We start from the raw sequence: 21,740 nt of genomic DNA on the forward strand, positions 1-21,740 counted from the left end.
TCTTTGTCACTGCCAATGACCTTCAGCGCGCAGCATTAAGGCCGCGCTGAAGGTTGACAGCCACGCGACAATTCCGCATAACTACCTGTCATAATTGATATTAAGTATCACTTTTTCCTATTTGTCAGGAGGCAGCTTTTGCAACGAGCACGTTGTTACCTGCTGGGCGAACGCGCAGTGGTGCTGGAGTTAGAACCTCCGGTCTCACTTGCCAGCCAGCAGCGTATCTGGGGGCTGACACAACGCCTGCAGGACCGTTCGGAAGTAGCGGAAATCGTCCCCGGGATGAACAATATCACCGTGATGTTAAGCAACCCGCAGCAGAGCGCGCTGGACGCGATCGAATGGCTGCAGCAGTGGTGGGAAACCAGCGATGCGCTGGAGCTGGAGTCGCGCCTGATAGAGATCCCGGTGGTCTACGGCGGCAAGCTGGGGCCGGACCTCGACGAAGTGGCTCATCACAGCGGGCTGAGCGCCAGCCAGGTGGTGGCCTGCCACGCATCAGTGGATTACGTGGTCTATTTCATCGGCTTCCAGCCTGGCTTCCCGTATCTGGGCGGACTGGATGAGCGCCTGCATACCCCGCGCCGCGCCGAACCGCGCGTGCAGGTACCGAAGGGTTCTGTCGGCATTGGCGGCAGCCAGACCGGTATCTATCCGGTCGTCGCCCCCGGTGGCTGGCAGCTGATTGGGCAGACGCAAACGGCACTGTTTGCCCCGGACCAGCATCCTCCGGTGCTGCTGCGCCCCGGCGACCGCGTGCGCTTTGTGCCGCAGAAGGAGGGCGTATGCTGAAAATTATTCGTGCCGGAATGAGCAGCAGTATCCAGGATGCGGGCCGTATCGGCTGGCGGCAATATGGTATTAGTCTGAGTGGCGTACTTGACCACCCGGCGATGCAGACTGCCAATATGCTGGTGGGAAATGCGCCCGACAGCGCGGTGCTGGAAATTACCCTCGGGCAGTTTTGTGCCGAGTTCCAGCGCGACGGCTGGATTGGCCTCGCGGGTGCAGGCTGCCAGGCCCAGCTTGATGGCGAACCCGTCTGGACGGGCTGGCGCACCGCGGTGAAAAAGGGCCAGCGCCTGACGTTGAGTATGCCGCAGCGCGGAATGCGCAGCTATCTGGCGGTCAATGGCGGTTATGCGGTTGAGCAGCGGCTCGACTCAGCCAGCACCGATCTGAAAGCCGGATTCGGCGGCTTTAACGGGCGTCAGCTACAGGATGGTGACAGCCTGCCGCTGGGCGAGCCAACCTGCGACTTTAGCCAGCCCGCAGGCGTACGACAGCTGCTGTGGGGGAATCGGGTGCGGGCGATGCCCGGCCCGGAATATCATGAGTTCAGCGCAGACAGTCAGGAAGCCTTCTGGCGCAGCGCGTGGCGGCTTAATCCACAGAGTAACCGTATGGGCTACCGTTTTCAGGGGCGCAAACTGACGCGCAACGTCGGCCGCGACCTGCTCTCCCACGGGCTGATCCCGGGGGTGATTCAGGTGCCGCCGAACGGTCAGCCGATCGTGCTGCTGGCCGATGCGCAGACCACCGGCGGCTATCCGCGCATTGCCTGCGTGATTGAAGCCGATCTCTACCACCTGGCGCAGCTGCGGCTCGGCGAGCCGATTCACTTCGTCTACTGCACGCTGCAGGAAGCGCTGCAGGCGAAGCGTGAACAGCAGCGCTCACTGGAACAAATGGCCTGGGGGCTTGCCAATGAAAGTCGATCTTAATGCCGATCTCGGCGAAGGGTGTGAAAACGACCGCGCCTTATTGCAGCTGGTCTCCTCGGCAAATATCGCCTGTGGCTTCCACGCGGGTGATGCGGAAACCATGCTGCAATCCGTGCGCTGGGCGCTGGAGTTTGGTGTGGCTATCGGTGCGCATCCCAGCTTCCCGGACCGGGAAAACTTTGGCCGTACCGCCATGCAGCTGCCGCCGGAAACCGTCTATGCCCAGGTGCTGTATCAGGTCGGGGCGCTGAAGGCGCTGACCGAGAGTGAAGGTGGCAAGCTGGTCCACGTCAAGCCACATGGCATGCTGTATAACCAGGCCGCACGCGACCCCCAGCTGGCCGATGCGATTGCGCGGGCGGTGAAGGCGGTTGATCCGGCGCTGGTGCTGGTCGGGCTGGCGGGCAGCGAGTCGATTCGCGCCGCCGAACGTCACGGCTTAACCACCCGCCAGGAGGTGTTTGCCGATCGCGGCTATATGGCGGATGGTTCGCTGGTGCCGCGTAGTCAGCCCGGTGCGCTGGTGGAAAGTGACGAGCAGGCGATAAGCCAGACGCTGACCATGGTTCAGAAAGGTCAGGTGAAAAGCCTGAGCGGCGAGTGGGTGAAGGTGCAGGCCGACAGCGTTTGCCTGCATGGCGATGGGGCGCACGCGCTGGCGTTTGCCCGCGAGCTGCGTCAGGCATTTAGCCAGCAGAATATCGACGTGACCAGCCGCTAAACGTCGGCGAATTTTCATTCTGCCCCGTCCACCGCGTCGGGGCATTTTTTTCTGAGGAATCAACATGGACGCTGCTATTAATCTCTGGCCGCTATTGGGCATTGCTGCCATCGTCGTCGGCTTTATTTTACGTTTCAACCCGGTCATTGTCGTGGTCGCCGCCGGCGTGATCACCGGACTGACCGCACAGATGCCGGTTAGCGACATCCTGGAAAAGCTGGGCTCCGGCTTCCTGAATACCCGTAACCTGCCGTTTATCCTGCTGCTGCCGCTGGCGGTTGTTGGCTTGCTGGAGCGCCACGGGCTGAAGGAGAGGGCGCAGGCATGGATTGCGCGGATACGCAGCGCCACTGCCGGACGTCTGTTAATTGTCTATCTGCTGGCGCGTGAGCTGACGGCCGCCATGGGGCTGACCAGCCTCGGCGGGCACCCGCAGATGGTGCGTCCGCTGCTGGCACCGATGGCCGAAGGCGCCAGCGAGAACCGCTATGGTGAGCTGCCGCCTCAGGTGCGCTACCGCCTGCGGGCAATGGCGGCGGCAACGGATAACGTTGGCCTGTTCTTCGGTGAGGATATCTTCGTGGCATTCGGCGCGATTATCTTTATGCACAACTTTATGCAGGAATCGGCGGGTATTCAGACCGAACCGCTGCATATTGCCCTGTGGGGTATTCCGACCGCGGTCTGTGCTTTCCTGATCCATGCGGTGCGCCTGCATCGTCTGGATAAAAAACTGGCGGCTGAACTGGGTAAATTAAATACCAGTGCCTTACAGCAGAAGGGGGCTAAATAATGTTCCAGCAGGCTTATCTCTTCTGGCTGGCAGGCACTATTCTGCTGATCGTGGCGCTGATGTCATGGCGTGATAAAAGTAATCCGCGCCGCTTAACTACCGGGCTGTTTTGGGCGCTGTACGGCCTGGTTTTCTTTATCGGCGACTGGGCGACGGCCTGGATCGGCGCACGCACCCTGCATATTGGTGTGGGCGTGGGCGTGGTGGTGATGGCGCTGATAGCCGGCTGCGGCGGCGTCAGGCTGGGCAGCTACTCTACCCGCACGCCGCAGCAGCGCGAAGAGAGCGCGAGTCGCCTCGGCAATCGCCTGTTTTTACCGGCGCTGGTTATTCCCGTGGTCACGGTGATTGGCGTGCTGGCGTTCAATAACATTCCTGGCCTGCAGCTGGCAGTGTTCGGCGCGGGGAATCACTCGACGCTGGTGACACTGCTATCGATGTCGGTTGGCTGCCTGCTGGCGTGGCTGATAGCGCTGAAGATGACGCATGAAGCACCGGCACAGTCTTTACAGGAAGCGCGCCGCCTGCTGGACTCGATCGGCTGGGCGTTTATCCTGCCGCAGATTCTGGCGACCCTCGGGTTACTGTTTACCAGCGCGGGGGTGGGGTCGGCGATTTCTCATCTGACCGAAAGCTATCTGGCGGTTGATAACCGCTTTATCGCCGTGGTGCTGTATACCGTGGGTATGGCGCTGCTGACGATGGTGATGGGCAATGCCTTTGCCGCATTCCCGATAGTGACTGCCGGCATCGGCATTCCGATTCTGGTGCTGCAGCATCATGGCAATCCGGCGGTTATGGCGGCGATTGGCATGTTCTGCGGTTACTGCGGCACGTTAATGACGCCGATGGCAGCGAATTTCAACATTGTTCCGGCGCGCCTGCTGGAGCTGCCGGACCGAAATGCGGTGATCAAAGCTCAGATCCCAACCGGTGTGCTACTGTTAGTGGCCAATACCTTCCTGCTCTATTTCCTGATGTTTTTGTGAGGGAACGATGAAAACTGTATTGATTACCGGCTTTGAACCCTTCGATGGCGAGCTGTTAAACCCGGCCTGGGAGGCAGTCAGCCAACTGAGCGACCGGATGATTGGCTCGACCAAAGTGGTCGCCAGACAGCTACCCTGCGTGTTCGGTACTGCGATAGATGAGATCACCCGCATTATTGATGAGCTGAAACCCGAACTGGTGATTGCGGTGGGGCAGGCGGGCGGCAGAGCCGATATCAGCGTGGAGCGCGTCGCAATCAACGTGAATGATGCCCGCATTCCCGACAACGCCGGGGCGCAGCCGGTTGATGAACCTATCGAGCCGCAGGGACCGGCTGCCTATTTTGCCACGCTGCCGGTAAAAGCGATGGTGGCGGGTATTCGCGAGGCGGGGATCCCCGCTTCGGTCTCGCAGACCGCGGGCACCTATGTCTGTAACAACGTGATGTATGGCCTGCTGCACCACCTGCGGCGCCGTAAAACTCGCGGCGGCTTTATCCACATTCCCTATCTGCCGGAACAGGCGATAAAGCACCCTGGCGTACCCAGCATGTCGCTGACCACGGTGACGCTGGCGCTGGAGATGGCCATCGGTATTGCGCTGACGGTGAAAGAGGATATCCCTCTCGAGGGCGGCGCCACACATTAATTCGCAGGGAGGAGAGCATGCCAGAGGGTCCTGAAATCCGTCGCGCGGCGGATCGGCTGGAACAGGCGATTAAGGGCAAGGTGTTAACCGACGTCTGGTTCGCCTTTCCGGCATTGCAAACTTATCAGCAGGCGCTGGTGGGTGAACGGGTCATCGCAATCGAAACCCGTGGCAAAGCGCTGCTAACTCATTTCTCAAACGGGCTTACGCTGTACAGCCATAATCAGCTGTACGGCGTCTGGCGCGTGGTGGATAGCGGTACTGAACCTGCCAGCAAGCGCGTATTGCGGGTGAGACTGGCGGCAGCGGATAAAACCCTGCTGCTCTATAGCGCTTCGGAAATTGAGCTGCTGGATGCAGACGGGTTGGCCAGCCATCCGTTTTTGCAGCGCGTCGGGCCGGACGTGTTAGATATGACCCTGACAGAAGCACAGGTGCGCGAGCGTTTATTATCAAAGCGTTTTCGCCGACGTCAGTTCAGCGGGCTGTTGCTGGACCAGTCATTTTTGGCCGGGCTGGGAAACTACCTGCGGGTGGAAATTCTTTGGCAGGCCGCGCTGGCGCCGCAGCATAAAGCGGAAACGCTTAATGATGCTCAGTTAAATGCGCTGGTTACGGCACTGCTGGCGCTCCCGCGACTCTCTTACCAGACGCGCGGACAGGCGGATGAGAATCATCATCACGGCGCTCTGTTTCGCTTTAAGGTGTTTCATCGGGAAGGGAGGGCGTGCGAGCGCTGTGGTGCCACCATTGAACGCACCACGCTGTCGTCGCGGCCGTTTTACTGGTGTCCGGGCTGTCAGAAATGAAAAAATAAGGGCCGATCAAAACGATCGGCCCCTATGTCAATCTACTCTGTTACTGTAGGAGCGGACTCTCATTTTCGCTCCGCCCGCAAATTACTTCTTAATATTCGACGTAAAATCGCGCTGATCGTAGCCAGTATACAACTGGCGCGGACGGGCAATTTTCACGCCGTCGTCATGCATCTCTTTCCAGTGTGCAATCCAGCCCACGGTACGCGCCATCGCGAAGATCACGGTAAACATGGAAGACGGAATGCCCATCGCTTTCAGAATGATGCCTGAATAGAAATCGACGTTTGGATAGAGTTTACGTTCGATGAAGTACGGGTCGTTCAGCGCAATGTGTTCCAGCTCCATCGCCACTTCCAGCAGGTCATCTTTCATCCCCAGCTCATTCAGCACTTCATGGCAGGTTTCACGCATGACGGTGGCGCGCGGGTCATAGTTCTTATACACGCGGTGACCGAAGCCCATCAGACGGAACGAATCGTTCTTATCTTTGGCGCGGCGCAGGAACTCAGGAATATGCTCAACGGTGCTGATCTCTTCCAGCATGCGCAGACAGGCTTCGTTGGCGCCGCCGTGTGCGGGTCCCCACAGGGAGGCGATCCCTGCCGCGATACAGGCAAACGGGTTAGCCCCGGAAGAGCCGGCAGTACGCACGGTAGAGGTGGAAGCATTCTGCTCATGGTCAGCGTGCAGGATCAGAATACGATCCATCGCACGCTCCAGCACCGGGTTCACCACGTACTCTTCGCACGGCGTGGAGAACATCATGTTCAGGAAGTTACCGGCATAGGAGAGGTCGTTGCGCGGATAAACAAACGGCTGACCAATGGAATATTTGTAGCACATCGCGGCCATGGTCGGCATTTTCGACAGCAGGCGGAAAGCGGCGATTTCACGATGGCGCTCAATGTTGACGTCCATCGCATCATGGTAGAATGCTGCCAGTGCACCGGTTACACCGCACATCACGGCCATTGGGTGTGAATCACGACGGAAACCACGGAACAGATGGTGAATCTGCTCGTGCAGCATTGTATGGCGCGTCACCGTGGTCTTAAATTCTTCGAACTGCTCTGCGCTTGGGGCTTCGCCATTCAACAGGATGTAGCACACTTCCAGGTAGTTGGAGTGCAAAGCCAGCTGATCAATCGGAAAGCCACGGTGCAGCAGAATGCCTTCATCGCCGTCGATATAGGTGATTTTAGATTCGCAGGACGCAGTAGAGGTAAAGCCGGGGTCAAAAGTGAAGTAACCTTTTGAGCCGAGAGTGCGGACATCAATTTCTTCCTGACCCAATGTGCCTTTTAGCACATTAAGCTCAATAGGAGCTTCGCCATCGAGGGTTAGCGTTGCTTTTTTATCAGCCATTTTACAGTCTCCTTAGCGCCTTATATAGGGATCGTAATCAACAGAATGCGGCATTTCCCCAGCCTCTTGCCTGGCGCATGAGGTAATCAACTCTGTGGCATCTTTTTACGTGCAGGGTACAGAGTGACGGGCGCGTGCTGGCCGGAGTGGCGCAATTCTGATGTGTAACATGGTCGTTCATCGATGCGGTATGGCTATAACAAAAAGTGATAACCAATCCTGATAGTCTATTGATGATCCTGACCAATGTTACATAACTTGTGCTTAGGGGAAAGTGTATCCCCATAACTTTTGTGCATCATAGAACTTTTATCCGTCCGTTTGTAACAAGAATGTTGAACTTTTGTCAAATCAGATAATTAAAATTGTATCAATTGTGAAAATCGTGAGGCTGATCACTGTTCCGCCGAAATGTTCCCAAAGTGTTTGTAGGGGAATTGTAATGAGAATGTGATCCACCTATACTGCCGCCAGGTCTCCGGAAATACCCTGCAGTAGGAGCCACCCAGCGTTTCATACGCGTCGTTTTTGACACTGGACGTTCGTTGTTGTTTTGGTGCCTGGCGCGAATGCTTGCCTTATTAACGCTGTCTGACCCGCCTTCAGGACCGGAGGAAGCAAAATAAGAAAGGCTGTGTGGGCAAAACCGTGAAAAAACAAAGACCTGTCAACTTGGATCTCACTACGATCCGGTTTCCCTTAACTGCAATTGCGTCCATTCTCCACCGCGTCTCCGGCGTGATCACCTTCGTGGCGATCGGGATTCTGCTCTGGCTACTGGGTCTCTCGCTCTCTTCACCCGAAGGCTTCCTGCAGGCATCTGCCGTGATGGACAGCTTTATCGCTAAATTCATTATGTGGGGCATCTTAACCGCACTGGCGTATCATATCGCCGGCGGCATTCGCCATATGATGATGGACTTTGGCTTCCTGGGTGAAACCTTGCAAACTGGCAAGCTCTCCGCGCAAATTGCATTCGGTATCACTGTCGTGCTCTCAATCCTGGCTGGAGTCCTCGTATGGTAAGCAACGCTTCTGCACTGGGTCGCAACGGCATTCATGACTGGTTGCTGCTGCGTGCTGCCGCCATGGTTATGACCCTGTATGTGCTGTATATCCTCGGTTTTATTGTGATGTCTGGGACCCTGACCTATGACATCTGGCGCGGATTTTTTGCATCCTCCTTTACTAAAGTGTTCACCCTTCTGACGCTGTTCTCCATTTTGGTGCACGGCTGGATCGGCATGTGGCAGGTACTGACCGACTACATTAAACCACTGGCGATGCGCATGATGCTGCAGCTGGTGATTGTGGTTGCGCTGTTGGTATATGCGATTTATGGAACTGTAGTAGTGTGGGGTGCGTAATGAAGTTGCCAGTAAGAGAATTTGATGCCGTGGTAATCGGCGCAGGCGGCGCAGGTATGCGCGCCGCGTTACAAATTTCCCAATCGGGCCAGAGCTGTGCCCTGTTGTCTAAAGTTTTCCCAACCCGTTCCCATACCGTGTCTGCGCAGGGTGGTATCACCGTTGCCTTGGGTAATACCCATGATGACAACTGGGAATGGCACATGTACGACACGGTGAAAGGTTCCGACTATATCGGCGACCAGGATGCGATTGAGTATATGTGTAAAACTGGCCCGGAAGCGGTGACCGAATTGGAACATATGGGGCTGCCTTTTTCTCGTCTGGAAGATGGCCGCATCTATCAGCGTCCGTTCGGCGGTCAGTCGAAAAACTTCGGCGGTGAACAGGCGGCACGTACTGCCGCTGCCGCTGACCGTACCGGGCATGCTCTGCTGCATACGCTGTATCAGCAGAATCTGAAGAACAAAACCACTATCTTCTCCGAATGGTATGCGCTGGATCTGGTGAAAAATGCCGATGGCGCTATTGTCGGCTGCACTGCGCTGAATATTGAAGATGGTGAAGTCGTCTACTTTAAAGCGCGAGCCACTGTTCTCGCAACCGGCGGAGCCGGGCGTATTTATCAGTCGACCACTAACGCCCATATCTGTACCGGCGATGGTGTCGGCATGGCGCTGCGAGCCGGTGTGCCGGTGCAGGACATGGAAATGTGGCAGTTCCACCCAACCGGCATTGCCGGGGCGGGTGTACTGGTAACGGAAGGCTGTCGTGGTGAAGGCGGATATCTGCTGAATAAACACGGCGAGCGCTTTATGGAGCGTTACGCACCGAATGCCAAAGACCTCGCCGGTCGCGATGTGGTCGCGCGCTCAATGATGATCGAGATCCGCGAAGGGCGCGGCTGCGAGGGGCCTTGGGGGCCACACATCAAACTGAAACTGGATCACCTGGGCAAAGATGTCCTTGAGTCCCGCCTGCCGGGTATTCTGGAGCTGTCCCGCACCTTTGCTCACGTTGATCCGGTAAAAGAGCCGATTCCGGTCATTCCTACCTGCCACTATATGATGGGCGGTATTCCAACACGCGTGACTGGCCAGGCGTTAACCGTTAACGACAAAGGCGAAGATGTGCTGATCCCGGGGCTGTTCGCCGTGGGAGAAATTGCCTGCGTGTCCGTGCACGGTTCAAATCGACTGGGCGGAAACTCGCTGCTGGATCTGGTGGTATTTGGTCGTGCGGCCGGTGTGCATTTGCAAGAGTCGATTGCCGAACAGGGCGAACTGCGCGATGCCACCGAAGAAGAGGTCGACGCTTCTCTGGCACGTCTCAACCGCTGGAATAACAACGTGACCGGTGAAGATCCGGCAGAACTGCGTAAAGCGTTGCAAACCTGTATGCAGCATAACTTCTCGGTATTCCGCGAAGGCGATGCCATGGCAAAAGGTCTGGCAGAGCTGAAAGTGCTGCGTGAGCGCCTGAAGAATGCCCGCCTGGATGACCGTTCTCCAGATTTCAATACTCAGCGTGTTGAGTGTCTGGAGTTGGATAACCTGATGGAAACGGCTTACGCAACCGCAGTTGCAGCTAACTTCCGTACCGAAAGCCGTGGGGCACACAGCCGCTTCGACTATCCTGACCGTGACGATGCAAACTGGTTATGCCACAGCCTGTATCTGCCGCAAAGTGAAAGCATGACGCGCCGTGAGGTGAACATGCAGCCGAAACTGCGTGCGGCCTTCCCGCCGAAAGCGCGTACATACTAGTTTGCGGAGATAATCATGAGACTCGAATTTTCCATCTATCGCTATAACCCGGAAGTCGACGATGCTCCGCGTATGCAGGAATATACGCTGGAGTCAGAAGACGGCCGTGACATGATGCTGCTGGACGCGCTGATGCGTCTGAAAGAGAAAGACCCGACGTTAGCGTTCCGCCGCTCCTGCCGTGAAGGAGTGTGTGGTTCCGACGGTATCAACATGAACGGTAAAAATGGTCTTGCCTGTATTACCCCAGTCTCTGCATTGGGCAATGGTAAACAGAAGATTGTCATCCGCCCGCTGCCCGGTTTACCGGTAATCCGCGATTTGGTGGTAGACATGGGGCAATTCTATACTCAATATGAGAAAATTAAGCCTTACCTGTTGAATAATGGGCAGAATCCACCAGCAAGGGAGCATCTGCAGGAGCCAGAACAGCGTGAAAAGCTCGATGGCCTGTACGAATGTATTCTTTGCGCCTGCTGCTCCACCTCATGCCCGTCATTCTGGTGGAATCCGGACAAATTTATTGGTCCGGCAGGCCTGCTGGCCGCTTACCGTTTCCTGATTGACAGCCGCGACACCGAAACCGATGCGCGCCTCGACAATCTGAATGATGCTTTCAGCGTTTTCCGCTGTCACAGCATTATGAACTGTGTAAGCGTATGTCCGAAAGGGCTGAACCCAACGCGTGCGATCGGCCATATTAAGTCGATGCTGCTGCAGCGGGGCGCATAGCGTTAAACACCGGGAGCCTCAGGTTCCCGGCGTTTTACCAGGCGATCTTTGTAAGGTGTTTTCGGTACTGAATCATGCCGGAAACCCTTTGCAAAGGTTCCCTTACGGGCCTTTCGCTCGTATCGAAGAACCGTACCACGGTAAGCCGTTAACGCGGCGGGGACTTGCAAAGGTTCCACTAATACAACCACGGCGAAAAAAAAAGCACACATATGCTTAAGGGATCACAATGCAGAACAGCGCGATGAAACCCTGGCTGGACTCCACCTGGCTGGCCGGCGCGAACCAGTCCTACATAGAGCAGCTCTATGAGGACTTTTTAACCGATCCTGACTCTGTCGATGATGCCTGGAAGACGCTTTTCCAGCAGCTTCCTGGCACTGGGGTTAGACCTGAGCAATTTCACTCCACCACTCGCGAATATTTCCGCCGTCTGGCGAAAGATGCTTCGCGCTATACGGCCTCTGTTAGCGATCCTGAAACCAATGCCAAACAGGTTAAGGTACTGCAGCTGATCAACGCGTTCCGATTCCGCGGTCATCAGCAGGCAAACCTCGATCCGCTTGGCCTGTGGAAACAGGAAGATGTTCCGGATCTCGACCCAGCCTATCACGGCCTGAGCGATGCAGATTTCCAGGAGAGTTTTAACGTCGGGTCCTTCGCCATTGGCAAAGAGACGCTAAAACTGGCGGACCTGTATGCTGCACTGAAACAGACCTATTGCGGTTCGATCGGTGCGGAGTACATGCACATCACCAACACGGAAGAAAAGCGCTGGATCCAACAGCGTCTGGAATCCGTAGTGGGGCAGGCCTCTTACTCTGTTGAAGAGAAAAAGGGCTTCCTCAAACAGCTGACCGCAGCAGAAGGTCTGGAGCGTTACCTCGGGGCGAAATTCCCGGGTGCCAAACGCTTCTCACTGGAAGGTGGCGATGCGCTGGTGCCAATGCTCAATGAGATGATCCGCCATGCCGGTAAGAGCGGCACGCGCGAAGTGGTGCTGGGTATGGCGCACCGTGGTCGTCTGAACGTACTGATCAACGTGCTGGGCAAAAAGCCTCAGGACCTGTTCGACGAATTCTCCGGCAAGCATAAAGAGCACCTCGGTACCGGCGACGTGAAGTACCATATGGGCTTCTCTTCTGATGTGGAAACCGAAGGCGGCATGGTTCACCTGGCGCTGGCGTTTAACCCATCGCATCTGGAGATCGTCAGCCCGGTAGTGATGGGATCGGTACGTGCCCGTCTCGACCGTCTGGATGAACCGAGCAGCAACAAAGTATTACCGATTACCATTCACGGCGATGCCGCGGTAATCGGGCAGGGCGTGGTGCAGGAAACCCTGAACATGTCCCAGGCTCGCGGCTATGAAGTGGGCGGTACCGTGCGTATCGTGATCAATAACCAAATTGGTTTCACCACCTCAAACCCGAAAGATGCTCGCTCTACGCAGTACTGTACTGATATTGGTAAAATGGTGCTGGCACCTATCTTCCACGTCAATGCCGACGACCCGGAAGCGGTGGCCTTTGTTACCCGCCTGGCGTTGGATTTCCGTAACACCTTTAAACGCGATGTGTTTATCGATCTGGTCTGCTATCGCCGTCACGGTCACAACGAAGCTGATGAGCCAAGCGCCACGCAGCCGGTGATGTACCAGAAAATCAAGAAGCACCCGACACCGCGTAAAATCTATGCTGACAAGCTGGAAGCTGAAAAAGTCGCCAGCCTGGAAGATGCCACGGAAATGGTCAACCTGTACCGTGATGCGCTGGATGCCGGTGAGTGCGTTGTGCCGGAATGGCGCCCGATGAGCCTGCACTCCTTTACATGGTCGCCTTATCTGAACCATGACTGGGATGAAGGTTATCCTGAAACCATCGAACTGAAGCGCCTGCAGGAACTGGCTAAGCGCATCAGTACGGTGCCGGAAGCGGTGGAAATGCAGTCGCGCGTTGCCAAGATTTACAATGACCGTGCAGAGATGGCGGCCGGCAACAAAATGTTCGACTGGGGCGCTGCAGAAAACCTCGCTTATGCCACGCTGGTTGATGAAGGCATTCCATGCCGTCTCTCCGGTGAGGATATGGGGCGCGGAACCTTCTTCCACCGTCATGCCGTCATCCACAATCAGGCTAACGGCTCGACTTACACGCCGTTGCAGCACGTTCATAACGGTCAGGGCATCTTCAAAGTCTGGGACTCCGTCCTGTCGGAAGAAGCCGTGCTGGCATTTGAATATGGTTATGCGACTGCGGAACCGCGCACCCTGACTATTTGGGAAGCGCAGTTCGGTGACTTCGCCAACGGTGCTCAGGTGGTTATCGACCAGTTCATCAGCTCTGGCGAACAGAAATGGGGCCGTATGTGTGGCCTGGTGATGCTGCTGCCGCATGGTTACGAAGGCCAGGGTCCGGAACACTCTTCCGCACGCCTTGAGCGTTATCTGCAGCTTTGCGCCGAGCAGAACATGCAGGTTTGCGTGCCTTCAACGCCAGCACAGGTTTACCACATGCTGCGCCGTCAGGCTCTGCGCGGCATGCGCCGTCCGCTGGTGGTGATGTCACCGAAGTCACTGTTACGTCATCCACAGGCAGTATCTTCACTGGAAGAGCTGGCCAATGGTGCGTTCCAGACGGCAATTGGTGAGATCGACGACCTTGATCCTCAGGGCGTGAAACGCGTTGTGCTGTGCTCCGGTAAGGTCTACTACGACCTGCTTGACAAGCGCCGCAAAAATGAACAAACCAACGTCGCCATCGTGCGTATTGAGCAGCTCTATCCGTTCCCGCATAAAGCGGTGCAGGATGTGCTGCAACAGTATTCCCACGTGCATGACTTTGTCTGGTGTCAGGAAGAGCCACTGAACCAGGGTGCCTGGTATTGCAGCCAGCACCATTTCCGCGAAGTCGTGCCGTTTGGGGCTTCATTACGTTATGCCGGTCGTCCTGCATCTGCATCACCGGCAGTAGGCTATATGTCCGTTCACCAGACGCAGCAGCAAGATCTGGTTAATGACGCGCTGAACGTTGAATAATTAAGGATAAATAATGAGTAGCGTAGATATCGTTGTTCCTGACCTGCCTGAATCCGTCGCCGATGCCAGCGTGGCAACCTGGCATAAAAAGCCCGGCGACAGCGTTAAGCGTGATGAAGTGCTGGTAGAAATTGAAACCGATAAAGTGGTGCTGGAAGTTCCTGCACCTGCGGATGGTGTGCTGGAAGCGATTCTGGAAGAAGAAGGCGCGACCGTGCTTTCTCGCCAGGCGCTGGGTCGCCTGAAAGAAGGCAACAGCGGCGGTAAAGAGACCTCAGCTAAAGCAGAAAGCAATGATTCTACTCCGGCACAGCGCCAGACTGCTTCGCTGGAAGAAGAGAGCAATGACGCACTGAGCCCGGCGATCCGTCGCCTGATTGCTGAGCACAGCCTTGATGCCGCAGCCATTAAAGGCACGGGTGTCGGTGGCCGAATCACGCGTGAAGATGTGGAAAAACATCTGGCTAAAGCACCTGCGAAAGCGGAAGAACCTAAAGCGGCACCTGCTGCTGCTGCTCCAGCAACTTCACTCGGCAACCGTAGCGAAAAACGCGTTCCGATGACGCGCCTGCGCAAACGCGTCGCTGAACGTCTGCTGGAAGCGAAGAACAGCACTGCCATGCTGACTACCTTCAACGAAGTGAACATGCAGCCAATCATGTCACTGCGTAAGCAGTACGGTGAAGCGTTCGAGAAACGTCACGGTGTGCGTCTGGGCTTTATGTCCTTCTACATCAAAGCGGTGGTTGAAGCGCTGAAGCGTTACCCGGAAGTGAATGCCTCCATTGATGGCGAAGATGTGGTTTACCACAACTACTTCGACGTCAGCATCGCGGTTTCCACGCCGCGCGGTCTGGTGACGCCAGTGCTGAAAGATGTTGATGCGCTGAGCATGGCGGATATCGAGAAGAAAATTAAAGAGCTGGCGGTGAAAGGGCGCGACGGTAAGCTGACCGTTGACGAACTGACCGGCGGTAATTTCACCATCACCAACGGTGGTGTGTTCGGCTCGCTGATGTCTACCCCGATCATCAACCCACCGCAGAGCGCGATCCTTGGCATGCACGCCATTAAAGATCGTCCAATGGCGGTGAATGGTCAGGTGGTGATCCAGCCAATGATGTATCTGGCACTCTCTTACGATCACCGTCTGATCGATGGCCGCGAATCTGTCGGCTATCTGGTCGCAATCAAAGAACTGCTGGAAGATCCACAGCGTCTGCTGCTGGATGTCTAACCCCCTGGGCACGGCCTTGCGCCGTGCCCAACCCTATGTGTAGCCACAACGTGGCTAAGTCTTTTCAGACCTGAATGGATAGAACATCATGAACTTACACGAATATCAGGCAAAACAGTTGTTTGCACGGTATGGCTTACCGGCACCAACCGGTTATGCCTGCACCACGCCACGCGAAGCAGAAGAAGCCGCCTCTAAAATTGGTGCCGGCCCGTGGGTAGTGAAATGTCAGGTTCATGCCGGTGGCCGTGGTAAAGCGGGCGGTGTGAAAGTGGTAAACAGTAAAGAAGACATCCGCGCATTCGCTGAAAACTGGCTGGGCAAACGTCTGGTGACCTACCAGACAGACGCACATGGTCAGCCGGTTAACCAGATTCTGGTTGAATCTGCGACCGACATCGACCAGGAGCTGTACCTGGGCGCGGTAGTCGACCGTGGCACGCGTCGTGTGGTGTTTATGGCCTCTACTGAGGGCGGCGTAGAAATTGAGAAAGTCGCGGAAGAAACCCCGCACCTGATCCATAAAATGGCGCTGGACCCGCTGACCGGACCACAGCCCTATCAGGGCCGTGAGCTGGCGTTCAAACTGGGTCTGACCGGTAAGCAGGTTGGCCAGTTCACCAAGATCTTCATGGGTCTGGCAACGCTGTTCCTGGAGCGTGACCTGGCACTGGTTGAGATCAACCCGCTGGTCATCACCAAGCAGGGCGATCTGGTCTGCCTGGACGGTAAACTGACTGCCGACGGCAACGCACTTTTCCGTCAGCCTGAGCTGCGCGAAATGCGTGACCCAAGCCAGGAAGACTCACGCGAAGCACACGCAGCGCAGTGGGAACTGAACTATGTGGCACTGGAAGGTAACATCGGCTGCATGGTAAACGGCGCCGGTCTGGCAATGGGCACCATGGACATCGTGAAGCTGAGTGGTGGCCAGCCAGCTAACTTCCTGGACGTTGGCGGCGGCGCAACCAAAGAGCGCGTCACCGAAGCGTTCAAAATCATCCTGTCTGACGACGCGGTGAAAGCCGTATTCGTTAACATCTTCGGCGGCATCGTACGCTGCGACCTGATTGCTGACGGTATTATTGGCGCGGTCGCTGAAGTGGGCGTGAACGTACCGGTAGTGGTCCGTCTGGAAGGTAACAATGCCGAGTTGGGTGCCAAGAAACTGGCAGACAGCGGCCTGAATATTATTGCAGCAACCAGCCTGAGTGACGCGGCGCAGCGCGTTGTTGCCGCAGCGGAGGGTAAATAATGTCTATTTTGATCGATAAAAACACCAAAGTTATCTGCCAGGGCTTCACCGGTGGGCAGGGTACTTTCCACTCCGAGCAGGCATTAGCTTATGGTACTCAGCTGGTTGGCGGTGTCACCCCAGGCAAAGGCGGTACTGAGCACCTCGGTCTGCCGGTATTCAACACCGTACGCGAAGCCGTAGAAGCCACGGGGGCAACTGCCTCTGTGATCTATGTTCCTGCTCCGTTCTGCAAAGACGGTATCCTGGAAGCTATCGATGCAGGCATCAAGCTGATCATCACCATCACTGAAGGTATTCCAACGCTGGATATGCTGACGGTAAAAGTGAAGCTGGATGAAGCTGGCGTGCGTATGATCGGTCCAAACTGCCCGGGTGTTATCACCCCAGGCGAGTGCAAAATCGGCATCATGCCAGGTCACATCCACCAGCCGGGCCGTATCGGTATCGTTTCCCGCTCTGGTACGCTGACTTATGAAGCCGTTAAGCAGACTACAGACATTGGCTACGGCCAGTCTACCTGCGTGGGTATCGGTGGTGACCCGATTCCGGGCTCTAACTTTATCGATATCCTGAAGCTGTTCCAGGATGACCCACAGACTGAAGCGATTGTGATGATCGGTGAGATCGGTGGTAGCGCAGAAGAAGAAGCGGCTGCGTTTATCAAAGAGTACGTCACCAAGCCGGTTGTCGGTTACATTGCAGGCGTGACCGCGCCTAAAGGTAAGCGTATGGGCCATGCGGGTGCAATTATTGCAGGCGGTAAAGGGACAGCTGACGAGAAGTTTGCTGCACTGGAAGCGGCAGGCGTGAAAACCGTGCGCAGCCTGGCTGACATCGGTGACGCGGTGAAAGCGGTTCTGCCTCAGTAAGCACGCTGTGCAATACAGCAAAAAAAGCCACCTGCGGGTGGCTTTTTTATCTTCTTATGCCACACTTTTATCAGCTTAAGATTTAACTTTATTTTTTATCCATCCATCGGGTAAAAATCATTTAACCTAAAATAACCACGATCTTGTGTTTATTTTTAACGCCCATCTGGAAAGCGCATACAATAACTTAACATCTCCTTTTTGCTACCATATTAATGCCAGTCATTATCTTAATCTGGATCAAGAAAAGCAGGTTTATTTATCGTCTTTATTGCTGGAAAGTGTCTTAGCTTTTAGTTTAAATTGCGCTGTATCAATTTGGCGGGTTTACCTATATCGCTCAGCAAATTGATGTGAAAAGGGAAAAATAATACTGTCGTCACAAAACCGCTTTAAAGTTGTGTGTATAAAGGCGTACAATAGTAAAACCTCTAAAATTAGCGTGTTTAAGCCGTTGGTAACCTTTAGTCGTCAGGCTAAGGCGTCGCGCCCTGCGTCGAAAACTACCATGGGATAAAATTTCATTTGTTGGAGATTTCGTCGAGAATAACTGAGTGTTTTACTCGGGTATTATTCAGCGCGATCTGCTAGCGGAGCAAGGAGTCGAAATGTTGGATATTGTCGAACTGTCGCGATTACAGTTTGCCTTGACTGCCATGTATCATTTCCTGTTTGTGCCATTAACGCTGGGTATGGCGTTTTTACTGGCAATCATGGAAACCGTATATGTTCTGTCCGGCAAACAGATCTATAAAGATATGACCAAATTCTGGGGCAAGTTATTTGGTATTAACTTTGCTCTGGGCGTCGCCACCGGGCTTACCATGGAGTTTCAGTTCGGCACCAACTGGTCTTACTACTCTCACTATGTCGGGGATATCTTCGGTGCTCCGCTCGCCATTGAAGGTTTAATGGCGTTCTTCCTTGAATCCACCTTTGTCGGTCTATTCTTCTTCGGCTGGGATCGTCTGGGTAAAGTACAGCATATGGCTGTGACCTGGCTGGTGGCATTAGGCTCAAACCTTTCCGCCCTGTGGATTCTGGTGGCAAATGGCTGGATGCAAAACCCGGTTGCCTCCGATTTCAACTTCGAAACCATGCGCATGGAGATGATCAGCTTCTCTGAACTGGTCCTCAACCCCGTTGCTCAGGTTAAATTCGTTCACACCGTGGCGGCAGGCTATACCTGCGGTGCGATGTTTATCCTTGGGGTCAGCTCCTACTATCTTCTGCGCGGGCGCGATATGGCCTTTGCCAAACGCTCCTTTGCCATTGCCGCCAGCTTTGGCATGGCCGCTATCCTCTCCGTCATCGTGCTGGGTGATGAGTCAGGCTACGAAGTCGGTGACGTGCAGAAAACCAAACTGGCGGCTATTGAAGCCGAATGGGAAACCCAGCCAGCCCCGGCGGCGTTTACCCTGTTTGGTATTCCCGATCAGGAAGCACAGCGCAATAACTATGCTATTCAGATCCCCTGGGCGCTGGGCTTAATTGCCACTCGCTCCGTGGATAAGCAGGTGACCGGCCTGAAAGAGCTGATGAGCGAGCACGAAGTGCGTATTCGTAACGGCATGAAGGCTTATCAGCTGCTGCAGCAGCTTCGCACCGGCAATCAGGATCCTGCCGTACGTGCTGAATTCAATGCGGCCAAGAAGGACCTCGGTTACGGGCTGTTGCTGAAACGCTATACGCCGAACGTAGCGGATGCCAGCGAAGCACAAATCCAGCAGGCCACTAAAGATTCGATTCCTGCCGTGGCGCCGCTCTACTTCTCATTCCGCATTATGGTGCTGTGTGGCGTACTGATGCTGTTGATTATCGGCCTGTCATTCTGGTCGGTGATCCGCAATCGCATCGGCAAGTGCCCGCTGCTACTCAAATGCGCGCTATACGGTATTCCGTTACCGTGGATCGCCATTGAGTCAGGCTGGTTTGTTGCTGAATACGGCCGCCAGCCGTGGGCCATCGGTGAAGTGCTGCCAACCGCCGTGGCGAACTCGTCACTGACCATTGGCGATCTGCTGTTCTCCATCGGACTGATTTGCGGTCTGTATACGCTATTCCTGGTCGCTGAAATGTATCTGATGTTCAAGTTTGCGCGCCTTGGCCCAAGCAGCTTGAAAACCGGGCGCTATCACTTTGAACAGTCCGCCACCGCGCCGCAGCCGGTTCGATAAGACAGGAGTGCACACATGTTAACTTATGAACTAATGCGTTTTATCTGGTGGCTGCTGATTGGCATCCTGTGTATCGGATTCGCCATCACCGATGGTTTCGATATGGGGGTGGGGGTGCTGTCGCGCATTCTCGGCCGTACCGATACCGAACGCCGCATCATGATCAACAGTATCGCCCCGCACTGGGACGGCAACCAGGTTTGGCTGATCACTGCCGGCGGTGCACTGTTTGCCGCCTGGCCTACCGTCTATGCGGCGGCCTTCTCCGGCTTCTACGTGGCGATGATCCTGGTGCTGGCCTCGCTGTTCTTCCGTCCGGTCGGTTTTGACTACCGCTCGAAAATAGAAGATCCGCGCTGGCGTGGAATGTGGGACTGGGCAATCTTTATTGGCAGCTTTGTACCACCGCTGGTGATCGGGGTGGCGTTCGGTAACCTGCTGCAGGGCGTGCCTTTTCATATTGATACTGACCTGCGCTTGTTCTACACCGGCAACTTCTTCCAGCTGCTTAACCCGTTTGGCCTGCTGGCAGGTATCGTTAGCCTGATGATGTTCCTGACTCAGGGGGCAACTTATCTGCAGATGCGTACCGTGGGTGAGCTGCACCTGCGCGCGCGTATTACCGCGCAGATCTGTGCGCTGGTTATGATGGTGTGCTTTGTGCTCGCAGGCGTCTGGGTGGTTTATGGAATTGACGGTTACGTGGTGACCTCGGTACTGGATCATAACGGCCCGTCCAACCCGCTGGTGAAAGAAGTGAGTCAGCAGGCGGGTGCCTGGATGGTGAATTTCAACAATGCACCGATTCTCTGGACCATTCCGGCGCTGGGCGTGGTGCTGCCGCTGCTGACCATTATGTGTTCGCGGCTGGAAAAAGGGGCGTGGGCATTTGTCTTCTCTTCCTTAACCATGGCGTGCGTGATCCTGACGGCGGGGGTAGCGATGTTCCCGTTCGTGATGCCTTCCAGCACCGTACCTAACGTCAGCCTGACGATGTGGGATGCCACGTCGACGCTGCTGACCCTGAAAGTGATGACCGTGGCAGCCATTATCTTTGTGCCAATCATCCTGGCTTATACAACCTGGTGTTACTACAAGATGTTCGGTCGCCTGACCAAAGAGCATATTGAAGGTAACAGCAATTCTCTCTATTAACAGAAGGAGCGTCATCATGTGGTATTTTGCCTGGATCCTCGGCACGCTGCTGGCCTGTGCCTTCGGTATTATTACAGCCCTGGCGTTAGAGCAGGCTGAAGCGGCAAGCGCTGAAGAGAAATCGTAATGGGGGAGGGCATCGCTCGTCTTTATCAACTGATGGATAAGGGCCCGTTACGGGCGCTGTCCCTGGCGGCGGCGTTGCTGCTGGCGGGCTGCATGTTTTGGGACCCGTCACGCTTCGCAGCCAACAGCAGCGAACTGACTATCTGGCAGGGGTTACTGCTGATGTGGGCGGTGTGTGCCGGGGTGATCCACGGTGTTGGATTCCGCCCCCAGCGTCTGCGCTGGCGTGGGTTATTTGCGCCACTGCCCGCGCTGCTGATATTGCTGAGCGGGGTCGGCTTTTTCTTCCTTTAAGCATGCCATGGGCCAGGTTTCTCTGGCCCATAATTTTTCCCGCTAAATTCCACTTCATTCCCGCCTTCGCCAATCTTTTTTTACCTGCTTTTTTGTCAATCATTGTTTAACAAATATGCTGAAATCAGTGAAGTTGTTACCGCCGGATAATTATTTTCGTAACCCTCTGGCAATCCATTCCCAAGCAGTTAGCTCTTGCGTATAGTAGCAACGTTTTCCTGTACCAATGATTAGCATTACCGGGATGTAGAGTGAGTACAACGCTGTTTCGATGGCCGGTGCGTGTCTATTACGAAGATACCGATGCCGGTGGTGTGGTTTACCATGCCAGCTATGTCGCTTTTTATGAACGGGCACGGACTGAAATGTTGCGCCAGCACCATTTCAATCAGCAGGCTTTGCTGGAACAGCAGGTCGGCTTTGTCGTGCGTCGTATCACGGTCGATTACCTTGCAGCTGCCCGTCTCGATGATATGCTCGACGTGCAGAGCGAGGTCATTGCCATGAGCAGAACGACCATGACATTCGCACAACGCATCGTTAATGCAGAAGGCCGTGTGCTCAATGAAGCAGAAGTCCTTATTGCCTGCATCAATCCACATCTAATGAAGCCGATAGCGCTTCCCAAGTCTATTGTCGCGGAGTTCAAGCAGTGACTGA

At 55.3% G+C, this 21,740-nt stretch carries 21 protein-coding genes; 20 read left to right on the forward strand and 1 reads right to left on the reverse strand.

Annotated elements, in window-relative coordinates; all coding sequences use genetic code 11:
• Positions 1 to 138: 138 nt before the first annotated feature.
• The 7 genes from pxpB to nei all read left to right on the forward strand — a co-directional run bounded on the left by pxpB (position 139) and on the right by nei (position 5,688).
• Positions 139 to 795: a 5-oxoprolinase subunit PxpB gene (gene pxpB / locus ACLI4M_RS16365; RefSeq protein WP_133624168.1), complete on the forward strand. Its 657-nt coding sequence runs from the start codon at positions 139 to 141 to the stop codon at positions 793 to 795.
• Positions 789 to 1,727 (forward strand): 5-oxoprolinase subunit PxpC, encoded by a 939-nt coding sequence (gene pxpC, locus ACLI4M_RS16370; protein WP_048916736.1) that lies wholly within the window; start codon positions 789 to 791, stop codon positions 1,725 to 1,727. Before pxpB ends, pxpC begins: the two co-directional genes overlap by 7 nt.
• The gene (pxpA, locus tag ACLI4M_RS16375) at positions 1,711 to 2,448 is read left to right on the forward strand and encodes a 5-oxoprolinase subunit PxpA (protein ID WP_133624167.1); all 738 of its coding nucleotides are present in this window, start codon (positions 1,711 to 1,713) and stop codon (positions 2,446 to 2,448) included. The genes pxpC and pxpA overlap by 17 nt, the downstream gene beginning before the upstream one ends.
• 64 nt (positions 2,449 to 2,512) lie before the next feature.
• A complete protein-coding gene (locus tag ACLI4M_RS16380) occupies positions 2,513 to 3,241 on the forward strand; it encodes a DUF969 domain-containing protein (RefSeq protein WP_133624166.1) in 729 nt (242 codons plus the stop codon).
• A complete protein-coding gene (locus ACLI4M_RS16385) occupies positions 3,241 to 4,230 on the forward strand; it encodes a DUF979 domain-containing protein (protein WP_048916733.1) in 990 nt (329 codons plus the stop codon). Before ACLI4M_RS16380 ends, ACLI4M_RS16385 begins: the two co-directional genes overlap by 1 nt.
• Before the next feature lie 7 nt (positions 4,231 to 4,237).
• Positions 4,238 to 4,879, forward strand: a complete 642-nt coding sequence (gene pcp, locus ACLI4M_RS16390; protein WP_048916732.1) for a pyroglutamyl-peptidase I — start codon at positions 4,238 to 4,240, stop codon at positions 4,877 to 4,879.
• Between the two features lie 17 nt (positions 4,880 to 4,896).
• Complete coding sequence (nei, locus tag ACLI4M_RS16395) at positions 4,897 to 5,688, forward strand: endonuclease VIII (protein WP_133624165.1); 792 nt, start codon at positions 4,897 to 4,899, stop codon at positions 5,686 to 5,688.
• A gap of 90 nt (positions 5,689 to 5,778) precedes the next feature.
• On the opposite strand, the gene ACLI4M_RS16400 is transcribed toward nei, so the two are convergent.
• Positions 5,779 to 7,062, reverse strand: a complete 1,284-nt coding sequence (locus ACLI4M_RS16400; RefSeq protein WP_048916730.1) for a citrate synthase — start codon at positions 7,060 to 7,062, stop codon at positions 5,779 to 5,781.
• A gap of 636 nt (positions 7,063 to 7,698) precedes the next feature.
• On the opposite strand from ACLI4M_RS16400, the gene sdhC reads away from it, so the two are divergent.
• The 13 genes from sdhC to ybgC all read left to right on the forward strand — a co-directional run bounded on the left by sdhC (position 7,699) and on the right by ybgC (position 21,736).
• Entirely contained in the window at positions 7,699 to 8,088 is a 390-nt protein-coding gene (gene sdhC, locus ACLI4M_RS16405; protein WP_048916728.1) for a succinate dehydrogenase cytochrome b556 subunit, read from the forward strand.
• The gene (sdhD, locus tag ACLI4M_RS16410) at positions 8,082 to 8,429 is read left to right on the forward strand and encodes a succinate dehydrogenase membrane anchor subunit (protein ID WP_048916727.1); all 348 of its coding nucleotides are present in this window, start codon (positions 8,082 to 8,084) and stop codon (positions 8,427 to 8,429) included. Before sdhC ends, sdhD begins: the two co-directional genes overlap by 7 nt.
• Positions 8,429 to 10,195: a succinate dehydrogenase flavoprotein subunit gene (gene sdhA / locus ACLI4M_RS16415; protein WP_133624164.1), complete on the forward strand. Its 1,767-nt coding sequence runs from the start codon at positions 8,429 to 8,431 to the stop codon at positions 10,193 to 10,195. Before sdhD ends, sdhA begins: the two co-directional genes overlap by 1 nt.
• 15 nt (positions 10,196 to 10,210) lie before the next feature.
• Complete coding sequence (locus tag ACLI4M_RS16420; protein WP_048916725.1) at positions 10,211 to 10,927, forward strand: succinate dehydrogenase iron-sulfur subunit; 717 nt, start codon at positions 10,211 to 10,213, stop codon at positions 10,925 to 10,927.
• A 229-nt stretch (positions 10,928 to 11,156) separates the two neighbouring features.
• Positions 11,157 to 13,964 (forward strand): 2-oxoglutarate dehydrogenase E1 component, encoded by a 2,808-nt coding sequence (gene sucA, locus ACLI4M_RS16425; protein ID WP_133624163.1) that lies wholly within the window; start codon positions 11,157 to 11,159, stop codon positions 13,962 to 13,964.
• Positions 13,965 to 13,977: 13 nt separating this feature from the next.
• Positions 13,978 to 15,201, forward strand: coding sequence for a 2-oxoglutarate dehydrogenase complex dihydrolipoyllysine-residue succinyltransferase (odhB, locus tag ACLI4M_RS16430; RefSeq protein ID WP_048916723.1), 1,224 nt, complete (start codon positions 13,978 to 13,980; stop codon positions 15,199 to 15,201).
• 88 nt (positions 15,202 to 15,289) lie between these two features.
• Positions 15,290 to 16,456, forward strand: coding sequence for an ADP-forming succinate--CoA ligase subunit beta (sucC, locus tag ACLI4M_RS16435; protein ID WP_048916722.1), 1,167 nt, complete (start codon positions 15,290 to 15,292; stop codon positions 16,454 to 16,456).
• Positions 16,456 to 17,328, forward strand: a complete 873-nt coding sequence (gene sucD, locus ACLI4M_RS16440) for a succinate--CoA ligase subunit alpha (protein ID WP_048916721.1) — start codon at positions 16,456 to 16,458, stop codon at positions 17,326 to 17,328. Before sucC ends, sucD begins: the two co-directional genes overlap by 1 nt.
• A gap of 608 nt (positions 17,329 to 17,936) precedes the next feature.
• Positions 17,937 to 19,505, forward strand: a complete 1,569-nt coding sequence (cydA, locus tag ACLI4M_RS16445; protein WP_099753589.1) for a cytochrome ubiquinol oxidase subunit I — start codon at positions 17,937 to 17,939, stop codon at positions 19,503 to 19,505.
• Between the two features lie 15 nt (positions 19,506 to 19,520).
• Positions 19,521 to 20,660 carry a cytochrome d ubiquinol oxidase subunit II gene (gene cydB, locus ACLI4M_RS16450; RefSeq protein WP_133624162.1) on the forward strand — a complete coding sequence of 380 codons (1,140 nt, stop codon included), beginning with the start codon at positions 19,521 to 19,523 and terminating at the stop codon, positions 20,658 to 20,660.
• 16 nt (positions 20,661 to 20,676) lie between these two features.
• On the forward strand, positions 20,677 to 20,787 hold the full coding sequence (cydX, locus tag ACLI4M_RS16455) for a cytochrome bd-I oxidase subunit CydX (protein ID WP_099753591.1): 111 nt from the start codon (positions 20,677 to 20,679) through the stop codon (positions 20,785 to 20,787).
• On the forward strand, positions 20,787 to 21,080 hold the full coding sequence (ybgE, locus tag ACLI4M_RS16460) for a cyd operon protein YbgE (protein ID WP_133624161.1): 294 nt from the start codon (positions 20,787 to 20,789) through the stop codon (positions 21,078 to 21,080). Before cydX ends, ybgE begins: the two co-directional genes overlap by 1 nt.
• 251 nt (positions 21,081 to 21,331) lie before the next feature.
• Complete coding sequence (ybgC, locus tag ACLI4M_RS16465) at positions 21,332 to 21,736, forward strand: tol-pal system-associated acyl-CoA thioesterase (protein ID WP_048916717.1); 405 nt, start codon at positions 21,332 to 21,334, stop codon at positions 21,734 to 21,736.
• Positions 21,737 to 21,740 lie beyond the last annotated feature (4 nt).

Origin of the sequence: Erwinia sp. LJJL01, from assembly GCF_047300805.2 — a bacterium.
Classification (GTDB): Bacteria; Pseudomonadota; Gammaproteobacteria; order Enterobacterales; family Enterobacteriaceae; genus Erwinia; species Erwinia aphidicola.

What these genes read in the sequence shown, in the direction of transcription:
- pxpC (WP_048916736.1), top strand. Translation starts at nt 789, where the DNA reads ATGCTGAAAATTATTCGTGCCGGAATGAGCAGCAGTATCCAGGATGCG.
- pxpA (WP_133624167.1), top strand. Translation starts at nt 1,711, where the DNA reads ATGAAAGTCGATCTTAATGCCGATCTCGGCGAAGGGTGTGAAAACGAC.
- ACLI4M_RS16380 (WP_133624166.1), top strand. Translation starts at nt 2,513, where the DNA reads ATGGACGCTGCTATTAATCTCTGGCCGCTATTGGGCATTGCTGCCATC.
- ACLI4M_RS16385 (WP_048916733.1), top strand. Translation starts at nt 3,241, where the DNA reads ATGTTCCAGCAGGCTTATCTCTTCTGGCTGGCAGGCACTATTCTGCTG.
- pcp (WP_048916732.1), top strand. Translation starts at nt 4,238, where the DNA reads ATGAAAACTGTATTGATTACCGGCTTTGAACCCTTCGATGGCGAGCTG.
- nei (WP_133624165.1), top strand. Translation starts at nt 4,897, where the DNA reads ATGCCAGAGGGTCCTGAAATCCGTCGCGCGGCGGATCGGCTGGAACAG.
- ACLI4M_RS16400 (WP_048916730.1), bottom strand. Translation starts at nt 7,062, where the DNA reads ATGGCTGATAAAAAAGCAACGCTAACCCTCGATGGCGAAGCTCCTATT.
- sdhD (WP_048916727.1), top strand. Translation starts at nt 8,082, where the DNA reads ATGGTAAGCAACGCTTCTGCACTGGGTCGCAACGGCATTCATGACTGG.
- sdhA (WP_133624164.1), top strand. Translation starts at nt 8,429, where the DNA reads ATGAAGTTGCCAGTAAGAGAATTTGATGCCGTGGTAATCGGCGCAGGC.
- ACLI4M_RS16420 (WP_048916725.1), top strand. Translation starts at nt 10,211, where the DNA reads ATGAGACTCGAATTTTCCATCTATCGCTATAACCCGGAAGTCGACGAT.
- sucA (WP_133624163.1), top strand. Translation starts at nt 11,157, where the DNA reads ATGCAGAACAGCGCGATGAAACCCTGGCTGGACTCCACCTGGCTGGCC.
- odhB (WP_048916723.1), top strand. Translation starts at nt 13,978, where the DNA reads ATGAGTAGCGTAGATATCGTTGTTCCTGACCTGCCTGAATCCGTCGCC.
- sucC (WP_048916722.1), top strand. Translation starts at nt 15,290, where the DNA reads ATGAACTTACACGAATATCAGGCAAAACAGTTGTTTGCACGGTATGGC.
- sucD (WP_048916721.1), top strand. Translation starts at nt 16,456, where the DNA reads ATGTCTATTTTGATCGATAAAAACACCAAAGTTATCTGCCAGGGCTTC.
- cydA (WP_099753589.1), top strand. Translation starts at nt 17,937, where the DNA reads ATGTTGGATATTGTCGAACTGTCGCGATTACAGTTTGCCTTGACTGCC.
- cydB (WP_133624162.1), top strand. Translation starts at nt 19,521, where the DNA reads ATGTTAACTTATGAACTAATGCGTTTTATCTGGTGGCTGCTGATTGGC.
- cydX (WP_099753591.1), top strand. Translation starts at nt 20,677, where the DNA reads ATGTGGTATTTTGCCTGGATCCTCGGCACGCTGCTGGCCTGTGCCTTC.
- ybgE (WP_133624161.1), top strand. Translation starts at nt 20,787, where the DNA reads ATGGGGGAGGGCATCGCTCGTCTTTATCAACTGATGGATAAGGGCCCG.